This window comes from Rhodobacter sp. 24-YEA-8, from assembly GCF_900105075.1.
Classification (GTDB): Bacteria; Pseudomonadota; Alphaproteobacteria; order Rhodobacterales; family Rhodobacteraceae; genus Pseudogemmobacter.
Genome location: NZ_FNSK01000001.1, coordinates 2056034 through 2076076, shown reverse-complemented (window position 1 = coordinate 2076076; position 20043 = coordinate 2056034). Strand labels below are relative to the sequence as shown.

The window sequence follows — 20043 nt, the reverse complement described above, 5'->3', positions numbered from 1 at the left end:
CGGGCTTTGCTGCCGGGAAAGGGCGGCCTTTGGGCCGCCCTTTTGTCATGCGCGGCGGGGCGCCGTGGCGGGTGATTGGCAGGCCAGGTGTGCGAATCATTTTCTTGCGTGGCCAATGTTGAATCCGGAAAGGATCTTTCCGGGCGGCGGGTTGTTTCGCTGTTTTTCAGCCGGAGAAGGCCGGTTCTTCACGCCCGCTCGCAAAGCTGTGAACGGCCAGGGTGTTGAAAGAAAATGTCAAACTTGTGGCGGTGCCTGTGTAGATTTACACTATTGACATGATTATGGTGAAAAAATTTACAGAAAAATGATTGTGCTAACAGGGGTTACGTAAAAATTCACCTCGCGTTAAGCTGCGATCGGGAGAGGTTCACCGTGAGCCGGGCGGGTCCCGTGATGTGGTGAAGCAGATGGTTGCGGCCGTGTTTGCCAGAAGACCAGGGGGAGAGGATGCCATGAAAGACCAGCCCGATCCGCGCGGGGGCCGCGCGCCATCATTGGAATTTTCGGCGGGTGCGCATGTTGATGCTGCGGGTTACGCGCGTCTTTATGGCGAATCGGTTGCGTCTCCTGATGCGTTCTGGGGGCGTGAGGGGCTTCGTCTGGACTGGATCCAGCCCTATAGCACGGTGAAAGAGACCAGTTTCGCGCCGGGGAATATCTCGATCCGCTGGTTTGGCGACGGCTCGCTGAATGTGGCGGCGAATTGCATCGACCGCCATCTGATCGACCGGGCGGAGCAGACCGCGATCATCTGGGAGCCGGATGATCCGAAAGAACCGGCGCAACATATCACCTATCGCGCGCTGCTCGAGCAGGTCTCGCGCATGGCCAATGTGCTGAAATCGCATGGCGTGAAAAAGGGCGACCGCGTCGTGCTTTATCTGCCGATGATCCCCGAGGCGGCCTATGCGATGCTGGCCTGCGCCCGGCTTGGCGCGGTGCATTCCGTTGTTTTCGGGGGGTTTTCCCCGGATGCCCTGGCGAACCGGATCAATGATTCCGAGGCGAAGCTCGTCATCACCGCCGACTGGGCACCGCGCGCCGGCAAGAAGACCGGGCTCAAGGACAATACCGATAAGGCGCTTTTGCATTGTTCGGACCGGGTGAAATGCCTGGTGGTGAAACGCACGGGCGAGCAGACCTCCTGGGTCTCGGGCCGCGATTTCGACCTGCTGGCGGAAATGGCCGAGGCGAAGCCCTATTGCCCCTATGTCGAGGTCGGTGCCGAGGATCCTTTGTTCATCCTCTATACGTCCGGCTCGACCGGCAAGCCGAAGGGCGTGGTGCATACATCGGGCGGCTATCTCACCTATGCCGCGATGACGCATCAATATACGTTCGACTATCATGACGGCGATATTTACTGGTGCACGGCCGATGTCGGCTGGGTCACCGGCCACAGCTATATCGTCTATGGGCCGCTGGCGAATGGCGGCACCACGCTGATGTTCGAAGGCGTGCCGACCTGGCCCGATGCCGGCCGTTTCTGGGAGGTCTGCGCCAAACACCGGGTCAACCAGTTCTACACCGCGCCGACCGCGATCCGGTCGCTGATGGGGATGGGGCCGGAATTTGTCGAACGTCACGACCTGTCGTCTCTGAAGCTGCTTGGCTCGGTTGGTGAACCTATCAACCCCGAAGCCTGGGCCTGGTACGACAAATATGTTGGAAAAGGGAAACTGCCGATCGTCGACACTTTCTGGCAGACCGAGACCGGCGGCCATATGCTGACGCCCTTGCCGGGGGCTGTGGCGACGAAGCCCGGCTCGGCGACGGTGCCGTTTTTCGGGGTGAAGCCGGTGGTGCTCGACCCGCAGACCGGGGCAGAGCTGAGCGAAACCGAATGCGAGGGCGTGCTGTGCATCAGCGACAGCTGGCCCGGGCAGATGCGGACGCTCTGGGGGGATCACGCGCGATTTGAAGAGGCTTATTTCAGCCAGTATAAAGGGTATTATTTTACGGGCGACGGCTGCCGTCGCGATGCGGATGGCTATTACTGGATTACCGGCCGTGTCGATGATGTCATTAACGTCTCCGGCCACCGGATGGGCACGGCAGAGGTGGAATCCGCTCTTGTCGCGCATGAGAAGGTCGCCGAAGCGGCAGTTGTCGGCTATCCGCATGACCTCAAGGGGCAGGGCATCTATGCCTATGTCACGCTGATGAACGGGGTGACGCCGACCCCCGAGCTGAAGCGCGAGCTGGAGGCCTGGGTCCGCGCCGAGATCGGCCCGATCGCAAAACCCGACCTGATCCAGTTCGCCCCGGGCCTGCCGAAGACGCGTTCCGGCAAGATCATGCGCCGCATCCTGCGCAAAATCGCCGAAAACGATTTTGCCGCCCTCGGGGATACCTCAACCCTCGCGGACCCGACCGTCGTCGAAGACCTTATTGAGAACAGGATGAACAAGGGATGACCCGCGAGATCCCGGTTCTGATCCTTCTCGGCCCCCCCGGTGCAGGCAAAGGCACCCAGGCCAGGATGCTGGAAGAGGAGCATGGCCTCGTCCAGCTCTCTACCGGCGATATGCTGCGCGCCGCGGTGAGCGCCGGCACGCCCGCGGGCCTTGCCGCGAAAGCTGTGATGGAGGCCGGCGCGCTGGTCTCGGATGAGATCGTGCTGGCGATCCTGAAGGACCGTATGGCGCAGCCTGATTGCGGCAAGGGGATCATCCTGGACGGCTTTCCGCGGACCCAGGCCCAGGCGGCGGCGCTGGACCAGCTGCTGGCGGTGCAGGGGCGGCGGATCACGGCGGCGGTGAGCCTTGAGGTCGATGACGAGGCGATGGTGGAGAGGGTTTCGGGCCGCTACACCTGCGGATCCTGCGGCGAGGGATATCACGACACGTTTCGCAAGCCCGCTCATGCCGGGAGTTGCGACAAATGCGGCGGCACAGAGATGAAACGCCGCACCGATGACAATGACATCACCGTGCGCGAAAGGCTGAAGGCCTATCACGCCCAGACCGCCCCGCTGATCGCCTTTTACGGGGCGAAGGGCGTGCTGGAAAAGATCGACGCGATGCAACCCATCGCCGAGGTGACCGCTTCGCTTGGCCGGATCACCGGCCGGGTTGCGGTCTGAAGTACCGGTTTCCGGGCGGAGGAGGGCCCCCGGTGATCGGATAAGGGAGTGGCCGGCAGAGGATCAGGGCACGCAAGCCCGGCTGCCGCTCACCAGCAAAAACCGCCGGACCCGCCAGGGGCCGGCTGGCAGGGGCCCCGGGTAAGGGGGTGATCTGCCGGTGACCGCCCGGGCGCATGACGCTTTCGGGCGTCGGTTTGTCTTTGCGCCTTTTCTGGTGCGGGGGCGGGGGAAACAGGGAGAGGCCGGCCCGGAACGGGCGGCAGACATGGAGGAAGCCAGATGGCAGCATCAACACCGGACGTGCGCGACCGCTCACGCCCCATGACCCGGGAAGAGAAGAAGGTCATTCTCGCCTCTTCTGCGGGCACGATCTTTGAATGGTATGATTTCTACCTCTACGGATCGCTGGCCGCGATCATCGGTGCGCAGTTCTTCACGCCGTTCCCCGAAGCCACGCGCAACGTTTTCGCGCTGCTGGCATTTGCGGCGGGCTTCATTGTGCGCCCGTTCGGCGCGCTGGTGTTCGGGATGCTGGGCGACATTGTCGGCCGGAAATACACCTTCCTGATGACAATCCTCATCATGGGTATCTCGACCTTCATCGTCGGCATCCTGCCGAGCTACCACTCCTGGGGTGTGGCGGCGCCCGTCATCCTGATCATCCTGCGCATGTTGCAGGGTCTGGCGCTTGGCGGTGAATATGGTGGCGCGGCGGTCTATGTGGCGGAACATGCGCCGCAAAACCAGCGCGGCTATTTCACCGCTTTCATCCAGACCACGGCGACGCTGGGTCTGCTTCTGTCGCTGATCGTCATCCTGATGGTGCAGGGCTATGTGAATGGCAATTACCCCGACCAGCCGGTGCTGGACGCGGCAAGCCAGCCGGTTCTGAACCCCGATGGCACCCAGCAGATGATGAAGGCCTTCAACGCCTGGGGATGGCGGATCCCGTTCATCGGCTCGATCGGTCTGCTGCTCGTTTCGCTCTATATCCGCGTGACGATGAATGAATCGCCTGCCTTCAAGAAGATGAAGGAAGAGGGTGCGGCCTCGAAAGCACCGCTGCGCGAAGCCTTTGGCAACTGGAAAAACGGCAAGATTGCTCTGATCGCGCTGTTCGGTCTGACCGCGGGCCAGGCTGTGGTCTGGTATTCGGGCCAGTTCTACGCGCTGTTCTATGTGCAGAACGTGATCAAGGTCGACAGCTTCACCGCCAACGTCTTTGTGGCCTGGTCGCTGATCCTCGGCACCTATGGCTTCATCTTCTTCGGTCGCCTTTCGGACCGGATCGGCCGTAAGCCGATCATCCTCGGCGGCTGCCTGATCGCGGCGATCACCTATTTCCCGGTCTTTGGTTTCCTGACCAAGACCGCGAACCCGATGCTTTATGCGGCGCATCAGACCTCGATCGTGGTGAGCGCCGACCCGGCTGACTGCTCGTTCCAGTTCAACCCGGTTGGTACCGCGAAATTCACCAACAGCTGCGACATCATCAAAGCGGGCCTGACTGCTCGTTCGGCCAATTCTGAGACCGTCGATGTCGCTGCCGGAACCGTGGCTTCGGTGAAAATCGGCGAAACTGTGATCGAGGGCTATTCGGGTGTTGCAGCGGATGCGGCGGACCAGAAGAAGCGTTTCGACACCGAGCTGAATGACGCGCTGAGCGCCGCAGGCTACCCGGTTGCAGGTCAGCCGAATGAGACCGTGGCGGTGGCGAAGAACTTCTTCGACATCTTCTCGGCCCAGAAGCTGACCATCGTTCTGACCCTGACCTATCTGATCATTCTTGTGACGATGGTTTACGGCCCGATTGCTGCGATGCTGGTCGAGCTTTACCCGACGCGGATCCGCTATTCCGGTCTGTCGCTGCCCTATCATATCGGCAATGGCTGGTTCGGGGGCCTGCTGCCGGCGACCGCTTTCGCGATCTCGGCGCAGTCCGGCAACATCTATGCGGGTCTGTGGTATGCCATCGTCGTCGCACTGATGACGGTGGTGATCGGGGCGCTGTTTGTCCCGGGCGGCACGCATAAGAAAGACATCTTCGCGGATCAGAACCAGTAATCTGACGCAGGCGACAAAAGAAACGGGCCGGGGATTTCCCCGGCCCGTTTTCCTTTATCCGCTGTTTCGTTCAGCCTTTTCGCGCCCGGTTCACCGCTTCCCAGATCCCGAGGACGATGCCGGTGATCACCGTATTCGTCACAAGGCCCGCAAGGATCTGATCTTTCACCGGGATCTCGCTGGCAGCGGTCAGGGTCATCGGGATCAGCACCGCGACAAAGACGATCCCGGCGGCAAGCGGGATCAGCGTGCCACTGGCCGCGCGGGTGCGCATCATGGTCCAGACGAGGCCGATCAGCAGAATGATGCGGAACGGATCCGCGAATTGCGAGACGATGATCTGGCTGAATGTCATGATATCTTTCCCTTTTCCCTTGTTCCGGGATAAGGCAAAGCAGGCCGTTGGTCTATGATTTCATAGGGTTCAGCGAAAGCGATCCATCAGCTTTTGCATGGCGCTGCGCGTATCTGGCTCCACTTCGGGATTTGGCGCAGGTTTTGGCTCGGGCGGCAGCTTGCGGCCCGGGGGGCCTGCCACCGGGCCGCCGGAACACCCCCCGCCAGATGAGCGCGGCGGCGCGGTGCGCAGGCTGACCGCATTCATGAACCGGGTGCTGTCGCCCTCGGCCAGGGCGGACGCACCGTCCGAGATCCCGCGCAGAAGATCATCAAGCCAGGCCTGGTCGGCCTTGCTGAAATCACTCAGCACATAATGCGCGACCGCATCCTTATGGCCGGGATGCCCGATCCCGAGCCGGACCCGGCCATAGGCCTCGCCCAGATGAGCATGGATCGACCTGAGCCCGTTATGCCCCGCATGGCCGCCGCCCTGTTTCACCCTCAGCTTGCCCGGCGCCAGATCCAGCTCATCGTGGAAAACCGTGATATCGGCGAGGTCGATCCTGTAGAAATCCGCCGCCGCCCGCACCGACTGACCCGAGAGGTTCATAAAGGTCGCGGGTTTCAGCAAGATGACCTTCTCGCGCCCCAGCCGGCCCTCTGACACCTCGCCCTGAAACGCTTTGCGCCAGGGGGTAAAGCCGTGATCCGCAGCGATCCGTTCCAGCGCCATGAAGCCGATATTATGGCGGTTTCCCGAGTATTTCGCGCCCGGATTGCCAAGGCCTGCAAAGAGTTTCATAGTGTTTCCGATCATTCCGGGTGCGACCGCGCTGCTGGGCATGTCGGGCAGGGCCACGCCACTGGTCGACCTATAGCCGAACGGCCCTTTCCCCTCAACCAAGGGCTGGAGTCATGGACCAGATGCGGACCTTCACCCTGCGGGGCATGGAATTTTCGCTGCCCGAGACGGCTGTCAGAGGCGGGCTGGGCAAGGCGCTTGAAAGCGGGCGTTATGAACATACCGAAGCGGATGCGGTAGAGCGCCACCTTGTCGAAGGCGATCGTTTCGCCGATTTCGGGGCAGGGATGGGGTATCTCTGCGCATTGGCGGCACGTCGGATCGGCGCGGTTGCGGTAACAGGGGTCGAGGCCGGGCCGAAGACGATCCGGCTTGCCCGCAAAAACCTGCAGGAGAATGGCTTTGGCAAGGTGCGGCTTATCCATGGTGCGGTGACCGGCGAGGGGGAAACTGCGGCAGAGGTCGAATTCTGCCAGCGACAGGCGTTCTGGGCCTCGTCTCTCAGAAATCTGGCGCAGAGGGCAGGGCGTGACCTGCCGCAATCGGTGCCGGTCACGCAGGTTCCCGCGCTGCCTGCGGCACGCCTGCTTGATGAATTGCAGCCCACTGTCCTCAGCTGCGATATTGAAGGGGCAGAGCTTGAGGTCCTGCGCGCTGACATGCCTGCCGCGCTGCGGCTTATCATCTGCGAGATCCATCCCGCGCTGTACGGACCAGAGGGCACAAGGCAGATCTTCGATGCGCTGGCGCGTCAGGGTTTCGCTTATGAGCCGGAAGGCTCGCGGGGCGCGACGGTGGTGTTTCGCCGAATTGGCAGCCCCTGAACCGGGCGCAAAAACAGAGCACAGAGGGAGCACTGAATGTATCTCACCATGAACCGTTTCAAAGTGAAGGCCGGCGAGGAGGCCACATTCGAGGCGATCTGGAAAAACCGCGAAAGCCAACTGCCACAGGTGCCGGGCTTTGTCAGCTTTCACCTGATGAAAGGGGCCGAGGCCGACGGTGTCCGCCTCTATGCCTCGCATACGATGTGGGAGAGCGAGGCGGCGTTTCGCGACTGGACGAAATCAGAGGCGTTTCGGGCCGCCCATGGCGGGGCCGGCGGGCATAAGGGGGTGATCCTGGAGCATCCGAAACTGGAAGTGTTCGAATCCGTTCAATTCATCGGCGCGTGAGCCGCTTAGCCGCGCCGCCGATGGCGTGAAATGAAAACGGGGGGCAAAAGCCCCCCGTTTCACATTCTGCGATCCGAAAGGATCACTCTTCTTCGTCAGCGGAAGCTGCGAGGCCGGACGGGGCCGCGATATTCGCGATCACGAAGTTGCGGCCGATGGTCGGCTTCACGCCTTTGGGCAGCGCGACATCTTCGATATGGATCACATCGCCGATTTGCTTGCCTTCCAGATCCACGGTGATCTGGGCCGGGATGTCGGATGCAACAACTTCCAGCTCAACCTCGGCGCGCACGACGGTCAGGGTGCCGCCACGCTTGATGCCAGGTGCTTTATCCGCATTGATGAAATCAACATGGATGAAGAGGTTGATGCGCGAATTGTCGTGGATGCGCATGAAGTCGACATGGGTCGGCAGGTCTTTGACCACATCACGCTGCACGCCGCGGCAGATCACGTGCTGATCAGCCTGGCCTTCAACTTTGAGGTTGAACAGCGTCTGCAGGAAGCGGCCTTTTTTCAGGTTCTTCAGCAGGTAGTTGTACTTGACCGAAATCGGCGTCGGCTCTTTGCTGTCGCCGTAGATGATGCCGGGTACGTTGCCCTCACGACGGGCTTGACGGGCGGCCCCCTTGCCTGTCCCCGTCCGCACCACGGCCAGAAGATCAGGGATCTCGCGTGCCATTGGTATTCTCCATTTGATAAAACCGCCACCCTCCAAGGGTGCGTGGCGGATGGGGGCCTATAGCGGGGAATCGCGGGGAAGAAAAGGGAAAACCGGCGCGGCGACGGGGGCTGATTGCCTCCGGCGGGAGTATTTCAGTCAAGGGGAAAGGATGGCGAAATCCTGCGGCGGTCGTGTCGCTTACAGGATGGACGGGGGCGACAGCACCTGGCAGAAGGGCTGGGATCGGAGGCCCCCTATGTCTTTTCTGAAAACCGTAATCACCGCGCGGGCAGTGGTTTTTGCTTTTGCGGCGATGGGGATCCTTTGGGGGTCGTTTGCGGCGGTGATGCCGGATCTCAAGGCGCAGCTTGGCGTCGATGAGGCACGACTGGGCGGGCTTTTGCTGTTCACGCCGCTGGCGGCGGTGACGGCGATGCTGCTCGCGCCGCTGATCGGCCACCGTCTTGGCAAAGTGGCGCTGCCGCTGTCAGCGGGGGCGATGGCACTGGCTTTCACATTGCCGGGGACGGTGGTTGTGCCCTGGATGTTTCCGCTTGCGATGATGGTTTGTGGCTTTGGCACCGGGCTGACCGATGTTCTGATGAATGCCCGCACGGCGGAGCTTGAGACCACGCGCAAGGTTCACCTGATGAACCTTGCCCATGCCGCCTATTCCTTTGGCTATGGCGGCGGGGCGATCTGCACCGGGCAATTGCGCGGGCTTGGGTGGACGCCGGATCTGGTTCTGGGGACCATGGCCTTGCTGGCGCTGGTCTTTGCGGTTCTGACCTTTGAGCGCGATGGCGCCATTCACGGGCTGAAGCGGCCCGAGGCCGGCGGGCCGGGTCTGGGCCTTGTGCCGCTGATTGGCGGCGGCATGGTGCTGATCGCGTTTCTCACCGAGAACGCCGCCGAAGGCTGGTCGGCTTTGCATATCGAAAAGACGCTCGGCGGCAGCCCGGAGGAGGGCGCGCTTGGCCCGGCGGTGCTGGCGCTGACTATGGGGGTCGCGCGGCTGATGGGGCAGGGGCTCGTCGCGCGGCTGGACCCGTTCCGCCTGTTGATGGGCGGCGCGCTGATTGCCGCCTGCGGCGCATTGATCGCGTCGCAGGCAGGGACGCCCAATGCAGCCTATGCCGGGTTTATCATCATGGGGGTAGGATCTTCGGTGATCGCGCCGACCGCCTTTTCGCTGGTCGGGCGGCATTCGGCGGAAGGCACCCGGGCGCGGGCCGTGGCGCGGGCCACGCTTTACGGCTATTTCGGCTATTTCGTCGGGCCGCCGACGCTTGGCATCATCGCGGGCACGTTCAGCCTGCGCGCGGCCTTTATCTTTGCCGCCGTGATGCTGATGTTCATCCTGGTGCTGGCGCCGCTGATGCGAAGGGCGGCGCGCAGCTGAGGATCTTCAGATGGCTGGTTCGGGCAGCTGCTTCAGGCTGCGGCCATCTGCGCCTGAGCATGGGCGAGGATCTGCGTGCAGGCCTCGGCGATGGCCTCATCGGGCTGGGTGAGCGAAAGTCGCAGCCAGCCCGCCAGCCCTTCGCCAAAGCTCTCGCCGGGCATGACCGCGACATGGCGCTCGCGCAGGAGCCCGAGCGCGAATTCCTGGCCCGAAAGGCGGGTGGCGCGAATATCCACAAGGGCGAACATGCCGGCTTCGGGGCGGTGAACCTTCAGCCCGGCCTTGCCATCCAGTGCCGTCGCCACCAGATCCGCCCGGCGCGAGAAGCGTTCGACCATACCGGCCGCAATCGGCGACGGATGCGAAACCGCAAGTTCGGTCATGTCAGCCAGGAAGGGCTGGTTGCCGAAAAGCATGATTTCGGAAAGCGGCAGCAGTTTGGCGGCGAATTCCTGCGGCCCGATCACCCAGCCCGACCGGAAGCCGGGGGCAGCATGCGATTTCGAGATCGATGCGGCACAGATGGTACGCTCTGCCAGTTCGGGCAGGTCAAGCGGCGAGGTGAAGGTGACGCCCGGGAAAATCAGATCCTCATAGACCTCATCCGAGACGATCCAGAGATCATGTTTCACCGCAAGCGCACCGATTTCCGCGATATCCTCGCGGGTCAGCACGGCACCGGTCGGATTATGGGGCGTGTTGAGGAAGATCACCCGCGTCGCGGGCGTGATCTTGGCCGCCAGATCCGCCGCCCGCATCCGGAAGCCATGTTCGGGGCGCAGTGCCACCGGCACCGGGCTGGCGCCGGTCTGGCGGATCAGCCCTTCATAGGTCGCATACATCGGATCGCCGATCAGCACCTCATCGCCGTTTTCGACAAGGGTGCGAAGGATGCCATAGAGACAGGTCTGAGTTCCTGGCAGGCATATCACCTGATCGGGATCGATCGCGCGGCCGCGCCGTTCCGAGTAACGTTTCGCCAGTGCCGCGCGCAGGCCGGGCTCGCCCCTGCCATCGGAATAGCCCAGGCGCCCGGGGCGCATCGCGGATTTCGCGGCCTCGATCAGTTCGGGGGGCGTGGGGGAATCCGGCTCGCCGATGGTAAGCTCGATGACCGGGATCCCTTCCTCCGCCATCTCGCGCGCGAGGCGATGCACCGCCCATTTCGCCGAACCCAGGCCGGACAGCCGTTCATACACCGCGGAATAACGCATCATTTCTCTCCTGGTCTGAGCTGCCTGCCGGCGGGGGGTAAAGTCTGTGAGCGTGACGCCCAGAATTGCGCCGACCGAGCGCAAACCGATCCGGATCACCTCGTTTTCAGCGAAGTGACCAGGCAAAACCGAACCTTCGAGCCAGAGCCCGTCAAGCACCGCATTGCAGGCGATGGCCTCCTGGCGCAGCTGGCCATCCGCGACCGGGCGGCCAAGATCGGCAATCAGCTGTTGGAGGCGGTTCCGGAATTGCAGATATGAACTTTCGTGCTGCGCCAGAAGCCCCGGATCGGACTGAACCTGATGCAGATAGCCCGCCCAGAGCCCGACCGCCTTCGGATCGAGCACCGGCGGGCGTAAGGTGGCAGCAATAAAGGCTGCCAGCCGTTCGGCCGGCACGGCACCCGCGGCGGCAAGCGCCTCTTCGCCTTTGTTGGTCATGCCATCCATCAGCGCGACATAGGCTGCGCGCAGCAGATCTTCTTTCGATCCGAAGTAATGACGGATCAACCCCGGAGTGACCCCCGCCCGCGCCGCAATCGCCCTGACCGTTGCCGCCGGGCGCCCGCCCTCGGCCACCAGTGACTGCGTCGCTGCCACAAGCGCTTCGCGGCGGTTCTCTTCAGTGTCACGAATATAGGGGCGGCGTTCGGAGCCGGACTGGCGGATGTCACCAGGCGGGGCAGCTCTTTTTTCCGCACTGTCGGAACTGGTCATCGGCGCCTTTCTGTGACGGCAGCGGGGAACGGGATTCGTCGGGAATTGTACGAACGAATAATTGCCTATTCTACACAGCCAGCGGGGCGCGGCAAGATCGTTGCTTGCCCGGCTTCGGGATTGCCGTGATCGCAACCCGGCCCTCCGCTGGCCGAGAAGGTACAGCGCGAAGGGCTCAGGTGCCGGGCTGCCCATCCGTCGCTGCAACATCCTTGTGGATGATCACATCTGAACCGGGCCAGCGCCGCAGGATTTCGCGGCGCAGTGCGGCGCCGATGTCATGGGCCTCGCGCAGGCTCTGATCGCCGTCGAGCTCGATATGAAGGTTGACGAAGACCCGGCTGCCGCTGGTGCGGGTCTTGAGGTCGTGAAAGCCGCGTATGCCGGGCCAGCTCCCGGCAAGTTCGGCGATGCCCCGGATGATCTCGGGATCGGCCCGGCGGTCCATCAGCGCATCCCAGGCCGATTTGCCGATGCGCACCCCGCCGATCAGCATGACCCCGGCGGCCAGCAGTGCGACCCAGGAATCCAGCCCGGTGATGCCCAGATGCTGCGAGGCCTGCAAGGCGATCACCGCACCGACCGCGGGCATCAGATCGCCAAGGTAATGCAGCCGGTCAGCAGCCACCACGCGGTTGCCGGTCAGCCGCGCCACGCGCCCCTGCCACCAGACCAGCGCCAGTGTCAGCAGGATCGAGATGACCATCACCAGGGTGCCGGTTCCCTCGGCACCAAGACTGGCCACGCCGCCATTGATCAGCCGGTCCAGCGCAGACCAGGCGATGTAACCGGCCGATCCGGTGACCAGAAGCGCCTGGGCCAGCGCGGTCAGATCTTCGGCTGAACTGTGCCCGAAAGCGTGGTCTTCATCCGCCGGACGCGCCGCGTAAAGGATCGCGCTGGCGGCCGCGAGCGACATCACCAGATCCACCGCGCTGTCGGCCAGCGAGGCGGCAACCGACAGCGCGCCAGTCGCCACCACCGCCCAGAGCTTCAGCCCGACCAGCACCGACGCGACCATGACCGAGGCGATGCCGGCGGAAAGGCTCAGCCTGGTGCGGGGATCTTTCTCAGGCATGACAGGCTCCTGTAGCGGGCATCGAAAGGGGGGCGCTGCCCCCGCCATCCTGGCGAATGCCTCGCCCGGAATATGTTATCGGGCGGACTGCAATTTCCCCGTGACGAAAATACGCCCGCCCGAGGCGCAGGCCGGCCAGAGGGGGCTGGTGCTGGTTGGTGGTGATATTATTCGACGGTCTCGTCCGGGTCGACGCCCCAGATCGCGGTTTTCGGCACCCAGCCGCGCTCGCCGCCGGATGAGATCCGGCACCAGTCGGTATTGCATTGCAGGATACGCGCGACCACACCCATTTCGGCCTGGGCGCTGACCCGTGCATCCGCGCGCGGCGCGTCGCGGAACTCGGCCATATCGGTGGTGATCAGCACCGAGCGCACCCCCGAAAGCAGCGCATAATGCACCCAGCCCCCGGCGCCGTCCTGGTCTTCAACGCGGCGCCAGTTTTCATATTCAGCGGTGACTCGCAGCGGCATTCCGGGCCGGGTGAACACCCAGTCGATGCGATGCGTGAGCCCGGGGCCGCGCCGCGCATTGCCCTGATCGCCCTTGAGCGAGACATAGCGCGGCAAGGGCAGATTGGTGACACAGCCGATACCGGGCTTGCATTCCTTGACCGTGCGCGTGGTCGGGGCAGTGCCGGAGGTGCCCGACGTCGCGCCGGACGAGGTGGCGGCCACCGCGGTTTCGATCGCGGTTTCGGTGGCTTCATCGGCCTTCGCGGTTTTCGGCGCGCCGGTCAGGACGAGGGTCGCAGAGAAGAGGGTCGCACAGAACAGGGCCGCCGCCAGCATCGGGCGTCTGGTCTGGCGGGTCATCTGCTCCGGCTTCTGGCCGTTCCTGAAAGATGCGATGCTCATATCCGTTGCCTGCTCTTGCGGGCTGTGCCCCGCATTTTTTATGACCTCAGAGACGGGGGCTTGTGGTCCGCCCCGCTTGACCCCACTGTGCACCCAAGACGCGCCTGATGGAAGAGTTGAGGGAGACGCCATGCCATCGCCACGCCTGACTGTTGTTGTGACGCGACGCTTGCCCGAGCCGGTCGAGACCCGGATGAAGGAGTTGTTCGACGTCCGGCTGCGTGATCCGGATGTGAAAATGACCCGCGATGAGCTGCTGGCGGCACTGCAAAGCTGCGATGTTCTGGTGCCGACGATTACCGACCAGATAGATGCAGGGCTGATCGGCCAGGCCGGGGACCGGCTGAAACTGATCGCGAATTATGGCGCAGGGGTTGACCATATTGACGTGGCCACGGCGCGCTCGCGCGGGATCCTGGTGTCGAACACGCCTGGTGTGGTGACCGAGGACACTGCCGATATGGTCATGGCGCTGATCATGGCGGTGACGCGGCGCATCCCGGAAGGCATCGCCTCGATGGCCAGTGGCAAATGGGAAGGCTGGACGCCCATGGCCTTTCTCGGCTCGCGGCTTGCAGGCAAACGGCTGGGGATTTTGGGCATGGGGCGGATCGGCCAGGCGGTGGCGCGGCGTGCCCGCGCCTTTGGCTGCCAGGTCCATTACCACAACCGCCGCCGCGTGCGCCCCGAGGTCGAGGCCGAGCTGGAGGCGACCTGGTGGGAAAGCCTCGACCAGATGCTCGCCCGGATGGATATTGTCTCGATCAACTGCCCGCATACGCCCTCGACCTTTCACCTCCTGAATGCGCGGCGCCTCAAGCTGATGAAGCCCACAGCGGTGGTGGTGAATGCCTCGCGTGGCGAGGTGATCGACGAGAATGCGCTGACACGCGCGCTGCGCGCGGGCGAGATCGCGGGCGCGGGCCTTGACGTCTATGAGCGCGGCAATGAGATCAACCCGCGCCTGCGCGAAGAGCCGAATGTGGTTCTGTTGCCGCATATGGGATCGGCGACCATCGAGGGGCGGATCGAGATGGGCGAGAAGGTTCTGATCAATATCAAGACCTTCGCTGATGGCCACCGCCCGCCGGATCAGGTTGTCCCGGGGATGATGTAAGGCAGAGGCTTTCAGGGCTGATCACGGGCTTGGCCATATCGTTGACACAGCCGGGCGAAAGAGGGGCGCAAGGTTACCGATGGCAGAGACCGGATTTCTGAGCGGTGAAGATCCTCCGCTTTTCAGCGCAAAGCTCTATATCGCTGCGATGGGGCGCTCGGGGAGCACAGCTCTGTCCAATATGCTGACAACCCCGCCGAAGCGTTGGCTGCTGAGTGAGCCCTGGTTCATCCATGGGGTAATGTCGAAGACCATCCGGGCGAGATGGAAAGAATTCGCGTGGGAGGACCGGGACACCGACTGGTTTTTACCGCCCGCTCAGCGCAACCATGAAGGGTTTGTGAGACGCTATACCGATTTTCTGGCGCCGCATCTGGCAGGTCTCGACGCCTGGGGCGTGAAAGAGGTGCGCGGCGATTTTCATGAGCCAACCATTGTAACCATCCGGCCCGAGAAGATCATCGTCCTCGTGCGCGATATACGAGATGTCATCCGCAGCCTGCTTGAAAAACAGAGCCGGCAGAATACCGAAGCCACCCATGGGCGCGCCTGGATCGAAGCCTATTTGCAGACGGCGACGCGCGCGCTGGTATCGCTTGCCGGAACGCATGGTGACCGGCTCAGGGTGTGTCGGTTCGAAGAGCTGATGCTGGATCCGGCCGCACAACGCAGTCTTGGTGACTGGCTGGACTGGCCGCTTGACGGTGACCCTTTCGCGGGCTTCGAGAGCTTTGGTCGCGGCTATGAAGTCAAGCGCAGGCTGGAGGGCGAGGCCCGCGTCCTGCCGCCTGATGCTGCCGACATCATCAATGATATCGCTGCGGGAGAGGCGAGTGTCGCCTATCAGAAGTGCTTCGGTTACAGCAGCTGAGAGATATCTGCGCCGTCATCGGCCATATGCGACAGGCGCAAATCTGCAACCAGGGGCAAGTGATCTGACGCGCGGCTGGCCTCGGGGCTTCGATGGACAGAGGCCTCGGCCATGGTGAACCCCTCCGAGATCGCGATACGGTCCAGCGCAAAGACCGGGTGGCGGGAATGATAGGTCGGGCCACCGGAGAGGATCCGGAACCGTTTCGACAGCCGCCCGAGACCCACTTCCAGCGAGCGTTCGTTGAAATCGCCGGCGATCAGCATGGCGGTGTCTTCTTCTTCGGGCAGCATATCCAGCAGCGCCGAGAGTTGCCGGCGCCGCGAATGGCGCAAGAGGCCCAGATGCACACCGGTGACCCGCAGGCGCCGGCCGTCGCGTTCGAGCAAAGCTGAGACGAGGCCGCGCGGCTCCAGCCCCGGCAGGTCGTGATGGCTTTGCGAGATCACCCTGAACCCGGGAGAGACCAGCAGCGCATTGCCGTGCCAGCCGAGGCTGTCGCGGCCATGGTCAAAACGGACCGGAAGCAGGCCGGTGCGGCGAAACACTTCGGCCTCGTCAAAGATCGGGCGGCGCTGGCCGAGGCGCAGATCAGCCTCCTGCAGCGCGACGACATCAGCCCCGAGCGCGGCAATCACCCGCAGGACCCGGGCCGGATCGCGCCGCCGGTCGGTGCCAAGCGCCTTGCGGATATTGTAGCTGGCGATACGCAGGGAGGTGTCGGTCACAATATAGGCGCTCCGAGACGGAAGACGCCTTCGGTCAGGCGCCGGAGGAAACCGGGGGCGGGCAGGCTGTCATCGCAATCGGGCAACAGGCGGTCGAACCAGCGGCTGATGGCCGCGACGGTGGCCGTATCCCAGGCCATCACTGCCAGTTCGAAATTCAGCAGCATCGAGCGGACGTCGAAATTCGCCGATCCTATCCAGCAGCCATCGTCGATCAGCCCGGCTTTCGCATGCATCATGCCGGGCCGGAAAAAGTGAAAGCCGACGCCGGTCGGTTGCAAGGCGCGGATATAGGGGCCGCGCGCCAGATCGGTGGTCCATTGGTTTGATTTCCGCGGCAGAAAGACCCGGACATCGACCCCGCTGCGCGCCGCTGTCGCAAGCGCCTGGGCCAGCGCATCGGTCGGCACGAAATAGGGCGTCGCGATCCAGACCCGGCGGCGCGCCCGGTAGATCGCGGCGACCAGCCCGTCATGCAGCACATCCTGCGGCTCGTCCGGCCCGGCGGGAACCAGCTGCAACAGCGCCTCGCCGCGAGGTGCGACGGCGGGCGGCACCGGATCAGACAGGGGATCGCCCGCCACTTCCCAATCCGAGGCGAAGACCGCGTTGAAACTGTCGACCACCGGGCCTTCGGCGGTAAAGCTCAGATCCACCCATTTGCCGGGCGGCGAGGCGAGGTATTCATCGCCGACATTGCGCCCACCCGACCAGACAAGGGCACAATCGGCGATCACCATCTTGCGGTGATTGCGCAGGTTCAGATGGGCGGTGTCGGTCAGATGGTCGAGCGGCGAGAAATAGCGCAGTTCGCCCCCGGCGGCGACGAATTCGCGCAGCGCGCGGCGCGGGCGGGAATGGCTGCCAAGCCAGTCGACCGAGAGCCGCACCCTGACCCCTTCATGCAGCTTGCGCCTGAGAAGATCGAGAAAGCGGTAGCCGCTTTCATCGCGGGCCAGAACGTAGATCAGGATATCCAGCCGCGTCTTTGCACCAAGGATCACCTCATCCAGCGCGGCGCTCGCGGCCTCTGGTGTCTCGTGCAGGCGGATCAGATTGCCGCCCACCGCCGGCGGCGCGCCAAGACTGGTGAAGACATGCGCAAGCGGTGGCGGCTCGGTCTCGGGCAGGGCGGGATGTGGCGAAAAGCGGATCGCCGGAAAGCTGCGGCCCGATTTGCGAAAGCCCAGCACCAGGAAGACCGGCACCGCGACATAGGGCACCATGATGATGAACAGGATCCAGGCGGCCGAACTTTGCGGCGTGCGGCGCGGCTGCAACGCCAGCACCATGGCGCTCGCAACCGCGAGGACGCCAGACACGATCAGGAAATGTTCGAACAGGTAATACATGGCCGCTTTGTCTGATCCGGGGCCATGCTAGCCGCTGGCTGCGGCAAGGGAAAGCCGCTGGCTGCGGCAGGGCCGCTTCTAGAAACGCGACGGCAGCGCGGGGGTGAGTTCCGCGCCCGGGCTGCGGCCCTGGATCAGATCGGTGATCAGATCGGCGGTCTTTGGTGCCAGCGTCAGGCCGATATGGCCATGCCCGAAGGCCAGGAGCACATCGGCACCGCCTTTCGACGGGCCGATCACCGGCACTGAATCGGGGATCGAAGGGCGAAACCCCATCCAGCTGCGCGAGGGGCCGGGCAGGTCGGGGAACAGCTTCCGCGCGCCCTCGACCAGTTTCGCGATACGATGCGGCGAGGGCGGCAACCTGAGGCCGCCAAGCTCGACCGTGCCCGCCACCCGCAGCCGCCCCTGCATCGGGCAGAGGTAAAAGCCGCGTTCGGTCACGCAGGCGGGGCGGGTGAGTGGCAGCTCGGCCATATCCCATTCGACATGGTAGCCCCGTTCGGTTTCCAGCGGGATCCGGTCGCCGGCCTGGGCTGCGAGGGCGCGCGAATGAGCGCCGGCGGCGATGACGACCCGGCGCGAGAGGATCTGCAAAGGGCTGCCATCATCGGAGCGGCCGTTCAGCACAACACCGGTGATGTCGCGGCGGAGCTGGTCGATGCGGCCCCGGATCAGCTGTGCGCGCGGCATCACAAGTGCAGCCAGGCGCTGCATCATCCGCCCGGGATCCGAAAGGAAAATCGCCTGTGGGAAATAGGCGGCACCGGCATGGAAGGGCAGGCCCGGTTCCAGCCCGGCGAGCTGCCCGCCGGTCAGCATTTCGACCTGAACGCCCAACCTGCGCCGCGCCTCCATCTCGATCCTCGCGGGCCCGAGCTGGCTTTCTTCTCGGAAGATGTAAAGGCAGCCGCGCGGCCGGATCAGATCTGTGGCACCGGCCTCGGCAGCCAGCGCTTTCCACAGCGGATTGGCCCCGGCAAGCAGCCCCGCAATCGCCTCCGTATTGCGCCGGGCCGGGCCGGGCAGGCTCTGGCGTGCGAATTTCACCAGCCAGGGCGTCAGCGAAAGCAGCGCCGAGTGGCGGATCGCCAACGGCGAATTGTGGTTGAAAAGCAAGGAGGGCAGGGATTTCAGCACATCGGGCGTACCAACCGGCGCCACCGCATAATCGGCCACTGTCCCGGCATTGCCATAAGAGGCGCCCATGCCCGGCTCACCCGGCTCGATCAGGGTAACCTCACGCCCCTCGGCGATCAGCCGCGCAGCGATGGTAAGGCCGATCACCCCGGCGCCGATAATGGTAATGTCGGAGGAGTAACGACCCATGCTGCTTGCACTTTTCGAACAAATGCCGGCCCCACAATGGCGGGACCGGCGGATTCAGTTCACATTATCTTACATGCAGGCCTGATAGAGCGCGCGGGTATTCTCGCGCGTCATAGCAATCGGATTGCCGCCGCAGGACGGATCTTCCAGAGCCATTTCGGTCAGCTCGTCAAGACGTGCAGCCTCGACCCCCATTGCGGTCAGATTGGCCGGGATCGCCAGTTGCTCACGCAGTTCCATGATCCAGGCGCGGAAGCCGTCAAAGCCTTTCAGCCCCAGATAGGCGCTTGCGGCATTGATCCGGTCCTCGATCACCGGGCGGTTGAAATCCAGCACCATCGGCATCACGACGGCATTGGTGGTGCCGTGATGGGTGCCGTAGACCGCGCCAACCGGGTGCGACAGCGAATGGATCGCGCCAAGGCCTTTCTGGAAGGCAACCGCCCCCATCGCCGCCGCCGACATCATATGACCGCGCGCCAGCAGATTGCCCGGATCGTTGTAAACGGTGACGAGGTTCTCTTTCACCAGCCGCAGACCTTCCAGCGCAATGCCCTGGCTCATCGGGTGGTAGAAGGGCGAGGAATAGGCCTCGAGGCAATGCGCCAGCGCATCCATGCCGGTGCCGGCCGTGATGAATTTCGGCATGCCAACGGTCAGGGCCGGGTCGCAGATGGTGACAGCCGGCAAGAGCTTCGGATGGAAGATGATCTTTTTCTTATGGGTCGCGAGATTGGTCAGAACGCCGGCGCGCCCGACCTCAGACCCGGTGCCGGCAGTGGTGGGAACCGCCACCATCGGCGCGATTTTGTCGCTGTCGGCGCGGGTGAACCAGTCGTCGATATCTTCCAGATCCCAGACCGAAAGATCGGCGCGCTGATGCGCCATCAGCGCAATCATCTTGCCCAGATCCAGCGCCGAACCGCCCCCGAACAGGATCACGCCGTCATGGCCACCCGCCTTATAGACGGCGATGCCTTCGGCCATGTTCTTGTCATTCGGGTTCGGGTCGACCTCGGAAAACACCGCGCGACCAAGGCCGGCAGCCTCGAGCACGTCCAGCGCCTGCGCGGTGATCGGCAGGGCGGCGAGCGCTTTGTCGGTCACCAGCAGCGGCTTTTTCATGCCGGTGGATTTGGCATGTTCGGCCAGTTCGGCAATCCGGCCTACGCCGAATTTGATCGCGGTCGGGTAAGACCAGTTGCGGTCGGGAACGCCCTGTTTGTCAACGGTGGACATA

At 63.6% G+C, this 20043-nt stretch carries 18 protein-coding genes; 8 read left to right on the top strand and 10 right to left on the bottom strand.

The window, feature by feature from the left end; genetic code table 11:
* Positions 1-455 precede the first annotated feature (455 nt).
* From acs to BLW25_RS10135, 3 genes are all read left to right on the top strand, one after another.
* A complete protein-coding gene (gene acs / locus BLW25_RS10145) occupies positions 456-2420 on the top strand; it encodes an acetate--CoA ligase (protein ID WP_092898717.1) in 1965 nt (654 codons plus the stop codon).
* Complete coding sequence (locus tag BLW25_RS10140) at positions 2417-3088, top strand: adenylate kinase (RefSeq protein WP_092898715.1); 672 nt, start codon at positions 2417-2419, stop codon at positions 3086-3088. The genes acs and BLW25_RS10140 overlap by 4 nt, the downstream gene beginning before the upstream one ends.
* A gap of 282 nt (positions 3089-3370) precedes the next feature.
* Positions 3371-5155, top strand: coding sequence for an MFS transporter (locus BLW25_RS10135; protein WP_216279347.1), 1785 nt, complete (start codon positions 3371-3373; stop codon positions 5153-5155).
* Between the two features lie 70 nt (positions 5156-5225).
* Here BLW25_RS10135 and BLW25_RS10130 read toward each other — a convergent pair whose 3' ends face one another.
* Positions 5226-5510, bottom strand: coding sequence for a hypothetical protein (locus BLW25_RS10130; protein WP_092898711.1), 285 nt, complete (start codon positions 5508-5510; stop codon positions 5226-5228).
* A gap of 69 nt (positions 5511-5579) precedes the next feature.
* Positions 5580-6296, bottom strand: coding sequence for an aminoacyl-tRNA hydrolase (pth, locus tag BLW25_RS10125; RefSeq protein ID WP_092898709.1), 717 nt, complete (start codon positions 6294-6296; stop codon positions 5580-5582).
* 113 nt (positions 6297-6409) lie between these two features.
* Between pth and BLW25_RS10120 the strand changes: the two genes are divergently transcribed.
* Entirely contained in the window at positions 6410-7120 is a 711-nt protein-coding gene (locus BLW25_RS10120; RefSeq protein WP_092898707.1) for an FkbM family methyltransferase, read from the top strand.
* Between the two features lie 36 nt (positions 7121-7156).
* Positions 7157-7471: a heme-degrading protein HmuQ gene (locus tag BLW25_RS10115; RefSeq protein ID WP_092898705.1), complete on the top strand. Its 315-nt coding sequence runs from the start codon at positions 7157-7159 to the stop codon at positions 7469-7471.
* Between the two features lie 82 nt (positions 7472-7553).
* Here the strand turns inward: BLW25_RS10115 and BLW25_RS10110 are convergent, their stop codons facing one another.
* Positions 7554-8153 (bottom strand): 50S ribosomal protein L25/general stress protein Ctc, encoded by a 600-nt coding sequence (locus BLW25_RS10110; protein ID WP_092898703.1) that lies wholly within the window; start codon positions 8151-8153, stop codon positions 7554-7556.
* Positions 8154-8391: 238 nt separating this feature from the next.
* Between BLW25_RS10110 and BLW25_RS10105 the strand changes: the two genes are divergently transcribed.
* Positions 8392-9537, top strand: a complete 1146-nt coding sequence (locus BLW25_RS10105) for an MFS transporter (RefSeq protein ID WP_092898701.1) — start codon at positions 8392-8394, stop codon at positions 9535-9537.
* A gap of 32 nt (positions 9538-9569) precedes the next feature.
* Here the strand turns inward: BLW25_RS10105 and BLW25_RS25325 are convergent, their stop codons facing one another.
* The 3 genes from BLW25_RS25325 to BLW25_RS10090 form a co-directional block, all read right to left on the bottom strand.
* Entirely contained in the window at positions 9570-11471 is a 1902-nt protein-coding gene (locus BLW25_RS25325; protein ID WP_366268011.1) for an aminotransferase class I/II-fold pyridoxal phosphate-dependent enzyme, read from the bottom strand.
* A 175-nt stretch (positions 11472-11646) separates the two neighbouring features.
* Positions 11647-12549, bottom strand: a complete 903-nt coding sequence (locus tag BLW25_RS10095; RefSeq protein WP_092898697.1) for a cation diffusion facilitator family transporter — start codon at positions 12547-12549, stop codon at positions 11647-11649.
* Positions 12550-12716: 167 nt separating this feature from the next.
* Positions 12717-13406, bottom strand: coding sequence for an SH3 domain-containing protein (locus BLW25_RS10090; RefSeq protein WP_253188353.1), 690 nt, complete (start codon positions 13404-13406; stop codon positions 12717-12719).
* 130 nt (positions 13407-13536) lie between these two features.
* On the opposite strand from BLW25_RS10090, the gene BLW25_RS10085 reads away from it, so the two are divergent.
* Entirely contained in the window at positions 13537-14523 is a 987-nt protein-coding gene (locus tag BLW25_RS10085) for a 2-hydroxyacid dehydrogenase (protein WP_092898695.1), read from the top strand.
* Between the two features lie 79 nt (positions 14524-14602).
* Entirely contained in the window at positions 14603-15394 is a 792-nt protein-coding gene (locus tag BLW25_RS10080; protein ID WP_092898693.1) for a sulfotransferase family protein, read from the top strand.
* On the opposite strand, the gene BLW25_RS10075 is transcribed toward BLW25_RS10080, so the two are convergent.
* The 4 genes from BLW25_RS10075 to BLW25_RS10060 form a co-directional block, all read right to left on the bottom strand.
* Entirely contained in the window at positions 15382-16122 is a 741-nt protein-coding gene (locus BLW25_RS10075; RefSeq protein WP_092898691.1) for an endonuclease/exonuclease/phosphatase family protein, read from the bottom strand. The genes BLW25_RS10080 and BLW25_RS10075 overlap by 13 nt on opposite strands.
* Complete coding sequence (locus tag BLW25_RS10070) at positions 16119-17474, bottom strand: phospholipase D-like domain-containing protein (protein WP_092898689.1); 1356 nt, start codon at positions 17472-17474, stop codon at positions 16119-16121. The genes BLW25_RS10075 and BLW25_RS10070 overlap by 4 nt, the downstream gene beginning before the upstream one ends.
* 78 nt (positions 17475-17552) lie before the next feature.
* The gene (locus BLW25_RS10065) at positions 17553-18803 is read right to left on the bottom strand and encodes an NAD(P)/FAD-dependent oxidoreductase (protein ID WP_092898687.1); all 1251 of its coding nucleotides are present in this window, start codon (positions 18801-18803) and stop codon (positions 17553-17555) included.
* A gap of 69 nt (positions 18804-18872) precedes the next feature.
* The gene (locus BLW25_RS10060) at positions 18873-20042 is read right to left on the bottom strand and encodes an iron-containing alcohol dehydrogenase (RefSeq protein ID WP_092898685.1); all 1170 of its coding nucleotides are present in this window, start codon (positions 20040-20042) and stop codon (positions 18873-18875) included.
* Position 20043 lies beyond the last annotated feature (1 nt).

What these genes read in the sequence shown, in the direction of transcription:
- acs (WP_092898717.1), top strand. Translation starts at nt 456, where the DNA reads ATGAAAGACCAGCCCGATCCGCGCGGGGGCCGCGCGCCATCATTGGAA.
- BLW25_RS10140 (WP_092898715.1), top strand. Translation starts at nt 2,417, where the DNA reads ATGACCCGCGAGATCCCGGTTCTGATCCTTCTCGGCCCCCCCGGTGCA.
- BLW25_RS10135 (WP_216279347.1), top strand. Translation starts at nt 3,371, where the DNA reads ATGGCAGCATCAACACCGGACGTGCGCGACCGCTCACGCCCCATGACC.
- BLW25_RS10130 (WP_092898711.1), bottom strand. Translation starts at nt 5,510, where the DNA reads ATGACATTCAGCCAGATCATCGTCTCGCAATTCGCGGATCCGTTCCGC.
- pth (WP_092898709.1), bottom strand. Translation starts at nt 6,296, where the DNA reads ATGAAACTCTTTGCAGGCCTTGGCAATCCGGGCGCGAAATACTCGGGA.
- BLW25_RS10120 (WP_092898707.1), top strand. Translation starts at nt 6,410, where the DNA reads ATGGACCAGATGCGGACCTTCACCCTGCGGGGCATGGAATTTTCGCTG.
- BLW25_RS10115 (WP_092898705.1), top strand. Translation starts at nt 7,157, where the DNA reads ATGTATCTCACCATGAACCGTTTCAAAGTGAAGGCCGGCGAGGAGGCC.
- BLW25_RS10110 (WP_092898703.1), bottom strand. Translation starts at nt 8,153, where the DNA reads ATGGCACGCGAGATCCCTGATCTTCTGGCCGTGGTGCGGACGGGGACA.
- BLW25_RS10105 (WP_092898701.1), top strand. Translation starts at nt 8,392, where the DNA reads ATGTCTTTTCTGAAAACCGTAATCACCGCGCGGGCAGTGGTTTTTGCT.
- BLW25_RS25325 (WP_366268011.1), bottom strand. Translation starts at nt 11,471, where the DNA reads ATGACCAGTTCCGACAGTGCGGAAAAAAGAGCTGCCCCGCCTGGTGAC.
- BLW25_RS10095 (WP_092898697.1), bottom strand. Translation starts at nt 12,549, where the DNA reads ATGCCTGAGAAAGATCCCCGCACCAGGCTGAGCCTTTCCGCCGGCATC.
- BLW25_RS10090 (WP_253188353.1), bottom strand. Translation starts at nt 13,406, where the DNA reads ATGAGCATCGCATCTTTCAGGAACGGCCAGAAGCCGGAGCAGATGACC.
- BLW25_RS10085 (WP_092898695.1), top strand. Translation starts at nt 13,537, where the DNA reads ATGCCATCGCCACGCCTGACTGTTGTTGTGACGCGACGCTTGCCCGAG.
- BLW25_RS10080 (WP_092898693.1), top strand. Translation starts at nt 14,603, where the DNA reads ATGGCAGAGACCGGATTTCTGAGCGGTGAAGATCCTCCGCTTTTCAGC.
- BLW25_RS10070 (WP_092898689.1), bottom strand. Translation starts at nt 17,474, where the DNA reads ATGTATTACCTGTTCGAACATTTCCTGATCGTGTCTGGCGTCCTCGCG.
- BLW25_RS10065 (WP_092898687.1), bottom strand. Translation starts at nt 18,803, where the DNA reads ATGGGTCGTTACTCCTCCGACATTACCATTATCGGCGCCGGGGTGATC.
- BLW25_RS10060 (WP_092898685.1), bottom strand. Translation starts at nt 20,042, where the DNA reads ATGTCCACCGTTGACAAACAGGGCGTTCCCGACCGCAACTGGTCTTAC.